At 69.9% G+C, this 6,385-nt stretch carries 5 protein-coding genes and 1 pseudogene; 3 read left to right on the top strand and 3 right to left on the bottom strand.

Annotated features, from left to right (window positions below):
• A pseudogene (locus tag PHC73_RS03440) lies at window positions 1-245 on the top strand (stage V sporulation protein R); the annotation flags it as partial.
• 327 nt (window positions 246-572) lie between these two features.
• Here PHC73_RS03440 and PHC73_RS03435 read toward each other — a convergent pair.
• Window positions 573-2,360 (bottom strand): lysophospholipid acyltransferase family protein, encoded by a 1,788-nt coding sequence (locus PHC73_RS03435; RefSeq protein WP_300124490.1) that lies wholly within the window; start codon window positions 2,358-2,360, stop codon window positions 573-575.
• Window positions 2,361-2,535: 175 nt separating this feature from the next.
• Here PHC73_RS03435 and PHC73_RS03430 point away from each other — a divergent pair, with 175 nt between their 5' ends.
• The gene (locus tag PHC73_RS03430; protein WP_300124488.1) at window positions 2,536-3,228 is read left to right on the top strand and encodes a queuosine precursor transporter; all 693 of its coding nucleotides are present in this window, start codon (window positions 2,536-2,538) and stop codon (window positions 3,226-3,228) included.
• A 15-nt stretch (window positions 3,229-3,243) separates the two neighbouring features.
• Here PHC73_RS03430 and PHC73_RS03425 read toward each other — a convergent pair whose 3' ends face one another.
• On the bottom strand, window positions 3,244-4,140 hold the full coding sequence (locus tag PHC73_RS03425) for a bile acid:sodium symporter (RefSeq protein WP_300124485.1): 897 nt from the start codon (window positions 4,138-4,140) through the stop codon (window positions 3,244-3,246).
• A gap of 240 nt (window positions 4,141-4,380) precedes the next feature.
• On the opposite strand from PHC73_RS03425, the gene PHC73_RS03420 reads away from it, so the two are divergent.
• The gene (locus PHC73_RS03420) at window positions 4,381-5,328 is read left to right on the top strand and encodes a fatty acid desaturase (RefSeq protein ID WP_300124482.1); all 948 of its coding nucleotides are present in this window, start codon (window positions 4,381-4,383) and stop codon (window positions 5,326-5,328) included.
• Between the two features lies 1 nt (window position 5,329).
• On the opposite strand, the gene asd is transcribed toward PHC73_RS03420, so the two are convergent.
• A complete protein-coding gene (gene asd / locus PHC73_RS03415) occupies window positions 5,330-6,214 on the bottom strand; it encodes an archaetidylserine decarboxylase (RefSeq protein WP_300124479.1) in 885 nt (294 codons plus the stop codon).
• Window positions 6,215-6,385: the final 171 nt, after the last annotated feature.

Genomic DNA, 6,385 nt, shown 5'->3' with positions numbered 1-6,385 from the left:
CCAGCGTCGGCATGGCGGCGTTTCCGGTCATCCGCATCGACGATGCCGACCACGACGGCGCGCGCCGGCTGCACCTCACGCACGCCTACGACGGCCGGGAGCTGGAGCTCGGCCAGGCCGAGAAGACGCTCGGCTACCTGTATCGCCTGTGGGGCCGCGGCGTGGTGCTGGAAACCACCGTGCACGACAAGCCGGCCACGCTGGTGTTCGACGACGGGGGCTTTAAACCCCGCCTCGCAGCTTAAGGAAACGCTTACGTCTTGACGCCCCCCTTCCCCTGGGGGAGCGTTCTGCGGCTGATCCCCGCAGCGATGGCCGGGCAGGCTGAGGAAGCGCTGAGGTCTTTGAACCTGTGAATCAGATGAGCCGCCCGCCATCACCCTGATCGTCAGTTCGAACAGTATCCGAGGCGGTGGCCGCTGGCCCGAGCCCGTACACGTAAGGTGGAACGGATCCGACGACCCCGCTTTGAGTAGCGGTCGGGATGTACTCACACGAATCAAGCCCTGGCGGGCTCGATTCGCCACCGGCCATCCCTGGCCGGCCTCGGAGCTTGAAAGATTCACAAGCTCTCAGGCCGCCGCCGGCGGCGCATGGCGGGCCAGGAAAGCGGCCGCACCGTCGGCTCCCATGTAGCGGCGCAACAGGCGGGGATCGGCACGGCGCAGGTCCACCAGCAACAGCGCGTCGAGCACCTCGCCGAAGTCCCGGTCCACGTTCCAGGCCAGCACTTCGCCGCTCAGCTTCAGGTAATGGCGCAACAGCACCGGCAGGCCCTTGCCGTCGTCCTCGATGGCCGATACCAGACTCGCCACCGCATCGGCGTCGCGCAGCAGCCGCTCGCGGGTGGCCGCGGACAGTTCTTCGGCCAGCAACGGGCGCGGGCGAAAATTGCCGCGCACCGCACCCGCCAACTGCGCATTACTGCAATAGCGCCCCAGATACTGCGCCATCAGGTGGCGCGACTGGTCGCTGTAACTGCGCGCCACGCTGACCGGCCCCAGCAGACGGGTGTACTGCGGGTTGGCCACCAGGTAGCGGCCGATGCCCTGCCACAGCAGCAGCAGCGGCTGAAAATCGCGCTGATAGTCGGCGGTCACGAACGAGCGGCCGAGCTCTACCGCATCGCCGAGCACCTGCCAGGCCGCGCGCCGGAAGCGGAACAGGCTCGCCACGTACAAGCCACGCCGTCCGTGCGCCGCCAACACGCGGTCGATGGGCGCCAGCCGGTAGGCGCCCGCCACGCGCTGGCCGGCGCGATCCCATAGCCACAGGTGCTGGTAGTGGGTGTCGAACCGGTCCAGATCGATCGGCCGCCCGCTGCCCTCGCCGGCGGCGCGAAAGGTGAGTTCCCGCAGCCGGCCGATTTCTTGCAACACGCTTGGAATCTGCTCGGCGGCGGTCAGATAGACCTCGAAATCGCCTTGCCGCAGCAGGCAGCTCGTGGCCGGCAGCGCCGCCACCTCGGCCGCCAGCCGACCTGCTGGCTGCGCGGCGACCACCGCCGGCAACGCCGCCGTGGCGCCGGCCGCAGCAGCTCGTTCGCTCTGCAGGCGTGCCAACGCATACACCTTCAGGCGCAGCCAGGCAGTACATTCGGCATCCTCGCCCAGAGCATCGAGCTCGGCCGCACTGATCGGCCGGCCGAGCTCGGCGCGCAGCGGGCGCCGATGACTGTGCAGCAGCTCGCGCACCAGCAGCGCCGTGCGCAGCTGTGGCGACACCAGGCCGGCCAGCTGGAACAGCGCGCCGTTGCGGCCACCGACGAACACCGGCAACACGCCAGCCCGGCTGCGCCGCGCCAGCCAGGCCACGGTGGGCCGCCACGGCGGGTCGATCACGGCGCGCTGGCGAAGGTGCCAGTGCGACACCGCGCCGGCCGGGAACACCAGCAGCGCGCCGCCGTCCTGCAGCCAGGCCAGCGCCCGACGCAACGGTGCGCGGTTTCGGCGCGCCGCCACGGCACCGCCGAACGGATCGATGTGGATCATCAGCGGGTCCAGCTCCGGAATCCGGCCGAGCAGGTGATTGGCCAGAATCCGCAGGTCCGGCCGCCGCCGGCGCAGCGCCTGCGCCAGCGCCATCCCCTCCACGCCGCCGAACGGATGGTTCGACACGATCAGCAGCGGACCGCGGTCCGGCACCTGTTGCAGGCGCTGCGCGTCCAGTTCGAGGCGCACGCCAAGCGTGGCGAGGGCACGGTCCAGGAAATCGCCCTCGCCGGTCTGCCGCCGCGTGCGCTGGTACAAGCCATCCAGGCGTTTGAGCCCGGTCAGCCGGTCGGCGACGGCCAACATCGGCGCCGCGAACAGGCCGGCGATGCCGGCGGGACGGGACAGCAACAGGGCCGGTTCGCGCATCGGTGCACACAAGCCGGTGACGCTTTCGGACTGAAAGCACCGCGCATGCTGAGAATGCGCCATGACCGGGCGGTGACCGATCCGTGACCGAACCTTGACAAACCCGAAAACGGCGCGGCGCTGCGTGCTAGCATCGCCGCCGCCTCGACCCCATCGCCCCCCGCGAGGACCACCCATGTCCGCCCCCACCACGCGGCGCAACTATCGTTATTTCGACCTGGTGATGGCGGCGTTCGTGTGCGTGCTGCTATGCGCCAACCTGATCGGCGTGAGCAAGGTCACGCAGGTCGGCGGGCTCACCTTCAGCGCCGGCAACCTGTTTTTTCCGCTCAGCTACCTGTTCGGCGACCTGCTGACCGAGGTATACGGCTATGCCCGCTCGCGGCGGGTGGTGTGGGCCGGCTTCGGGGCGCTGGCCTTCGCCGCCGTGATGAGTGCGGTGGTGGTGCACCTGCCGCCGGCCGACGGCTGGACCGGGCAGGCGGTGATCGAAGCGGCTTACGGCTCCACCTGGCGCGTGGCGCTGGCCTCGCTGCTCGGCTACTGGTGCGGCGAGATTTTGAATTCCTTCACGCTGGCGCGCATGAAGGTACTCACCCGCGGCCGCTATCTGTGGAGCCGCACCATCGGCTCCACCCTGGTCGGCGAGGCCGCCGACACGCTGGTGTTCTACCCGCTCGCCTTCTTCGGCGTGTGGGAGAACCACATCCTGCTGAGCGTCATGGCCGCCAATTACTGCATCAAGGTGAGCTGGGAGATCGTCGCCACGCCGGTGACGTATCGGGTGGTGAACGCCCTCAAACGGGCCGAGCACGAAGACTATTTCGACGACCAGACCGACTTCAATCCGTTCACGCTGCAGGTCTGACCGGGCCTCCTGCGCCTACGCCCGCACCGGCTCCACGACCGGCGCCGGCTCGCGCCCCAGCACACCGGGCACGAAACGAATCACCAGCAGCCAGGCAATCGCCATGAAGGTCATGGTGAAGCCGTAGATGCTCGGCACCAGGCCGGCCTCTGGGCGGTTCAGGAACTGCGGCGCGGTGGCCAGCGTGGCGGCCATGATGACGTTCTGGATGCCGACCTCGATCGGGATGGTGATGACCTGCCGCGGCGCGAGACGCGCCAGGCGCGCCAACACCAGCCCGGCCGCCATGACCAGAAAGTTGTAGAGCAGCACCGCCGGCCCGGCGGTGGCCATGAGGTGCACGAACTCGCCCCGTCCGCGCACCAGGATCGCCACCACGATCAGCACCAGAAACAGCAGCGACAGCAACCGCATCGGTCGATCCATGCGCTGCGCAAACGCCGGCGCCAGGCGCCGTATCGCCATACCGGCCGACACCGGCAACACCGTGAGGATGGCGATGTGGACCATGGTCGGGCCGAGCGGCAGACGAATGTCGGCGCTCTCGCCCAGCAGGTAGCTCACCGCCAGATTCAGCAGCACCGGCACCCACACCACCGCCACGGCGGCGGACAGCGCCGTCAGCGTCACCGCAAGTGCCACGTCGCCACGCGCCTGGTGCGTCCACAGGTTCGACACCGCCCCGCCCGGACAGGCGGCGACCACCAGCAAGCCGAGCGCGAACGCCGCCGGCATCGGAAACACACCGATCATCGCCAGCGCCACCGCCGGCAGGATGAACATATGCCCCAGCAGTCCCACCAGCACGGGTTTGGGCATCCGCGCCAGGCGCGTGAAATCGGCCACCGTCAGCTCCATGCCCAGGCCGAACATGATGAACACCAGCGCGCCCTGGAACAGCATCTCGCGCATCGGAATCTCCTCCTGCTGCCGTGGCGTGGCCCTGGCCCGCCAGCGGTCGTGTGTCGTGTGCCCGGCACGGGCCGCGGGGACGCCGGCTCGACGCAAAACCGCCGGCGCCGCGCGTCCCGGTCAAAGCATGCCATGGCCGGCTTTTTCCGCCTATCGCCGGTTCGGCACGTTGCGGGGCCTCCGCCTTGACCGGCAGCCGTCTACGCCCGCCTGCCACGAAACCGTCACGGGCGGCGCGCCATGCTGATGGGCATGGCCATCTTTGGAGCACCCGCGGCGCGACGCCGCAGCCCCATTCCGGGGCGACTCAACCTCACGCTGGCTGGCGCCGCGCTGCTGATCGGCACTTACGCGCTCGTCGGCGCGCCGCTGCTGATCCACCGCGACGCCGTGTGGACCTGGACCCTGCTCGTGCCGGTGCTGGCCACGCCCGGCCACTGGGCGCTGATCCACGAAGCCGTGCACGGCCTGCTGCACCGCCACTCCGGCCTGAACGAGTGCGCTGGTCGCCTGCTCGGCATCGTGTTCGGCGCGCCCTTGCAGCTGCTGCGCTGCGGTCACCTGCTACACCATCGCTTCAATCGCAGCGAGGTCGACCGACCCGATCTGTACGAACCCGGCCAGCGCCGGCCGGCGGTTTGGCTGTGCTACTACTGGGGGCTGCTGCAGGGGCTGTACGTGGCCGAACTGCTCGGCAACCTGCTGGTGCTGCTGCCCGACCGACCACTGCGAGCGCTACTGGGGCGCATTGCGCGCCACAAAGGCGGGACCGAGGCGCCAACCCTGCAGCGCCTGCTGGAGCACCACCTGCTGGCCGAGCGCCGCTTGCGGCAAATGCGCCACGACGCCGCGAGCATCATCGTGCTGTATGCCGCTGCAGCGGCGCTGTACGGCGACGCCTGGCCGTGGCTACTAGCGGTGCTGGCCGGGCGTGGCCTGCTGGTGTCGTTTTTGGACAACGCCTACCACTACGCCACCGCCGCCGGGGTGCGCGTTTCCGGCCATGACCTGCGCCTTGCCCGCCCACTCGCCCGGCTGGTGCTCAACGCCAACCTGCACGGCACCCACCACCGGCATCCCGGCTTGCCTTGGACCGCGCTGCCCGCCGCCGTCGAAGGCCATACCGGCCCCTACCTGCGCACCGTGCTGCGGCAACTGCGCGGCCCGCTGCCAGTAGGGAAACGGTGATTCATCCGTTCCTTGCGGGCCACCTGCCCAGCGCCTGCCCGCAGCGCAGCCTGATGCCGCCGTACAGACCATCGGCCCAGGCAAACCCGCCTGGCGGCAACAGCAGGATCACCGTCGAGCCCATCGCGAAATGGCCGAGCTCGGCGCCGCGGGCGAGGTGCACGCTGCCCTCGCCGGCAGCCGGGTAGGTCCTGCGCCACAGGGCGGCACGCGCGCCGGGCGGGTTGACCTCGCCCGCCCACACGGTGCTGATGCTCGACACCAAAAGCGCACCCACCAGCACCACCGCCAGCGGCCCGTGGACGGTATCGAACACGCACACCAGGCGCTCGTTGCGGGCGTACAGCCGGTCGATGCCGCGCGCGGTGGCGCCTTGCACCGAGAACAGGCGTCCCGGCACGTGCGTCATGCTGCGCAGCGTGCCGGTGAGCGGCATGTGCACGCGATGATAGTCGCGCGGCGCCAGGTAAACGGTGGCGAAGCTGCCGTCGGTAAATTCATCCGCCAGCGCGAAATCACCGCCCAGCAGCTCGGCCGCGGTAAAGGTGCGGCCCTTGGCCTGCAGCAGCGTGTCGCCGGCAATGCTGCCGAACGCGCTCAGCGTGCCGTCGGCCGGGCTCACCAGGGTGTGCTCGTCGCCCGCCAGAGGCCGCGCACCGTCGCGCAGCGCGCGGGTGAAAAAGCTCACGAAATCCGGATACACGCGCGGATCGGGCTCGGCCGCGTCGGACAGATCGACGCCACAGGCGCGGATCAAGCCGTTGATCAGCGCCTGCTTCAGCCACGGCCGGCGCGAACGCGCCAGCTGGTAGACCAGGCGCGAGGCCGCCTGCTGCGGCAGCAGCCGCGACGGCAGGCAGGCGAGTTGATCGGTGAGCCAGGACATGAGAAACACCGCGGCCACAGGGCGCGCCATTGTGCGGCGCGGCCGGCGGCGAGACCAGCACCGGCCTGCCGGCGCGGCGCCGACCGACCGGCGCGCGGGCGCCTGCTAGACTGCCCACCAGTCCGCACCACCCGCCCCGCCGATGAATCCGCTGCGCATCGCCACCCGCCA

Origin of the sequence: Immundisolibacter sp., from assembly GCF_028696615.1 — a bacterium.
In the GTDB taxonomy this organism is placed as follows: domain Bacteria; phylum Pseudomonadota; class Gammaproteobacteria; order Immundisolibacterales; family Immundisolibacteraceae; genus Immundisolibacter.
The sequence above is the reverse complement of the archived record's forward strand: the minus strand, read 5'-3'. Positions and strand labels throughout refer to the sequence as shown.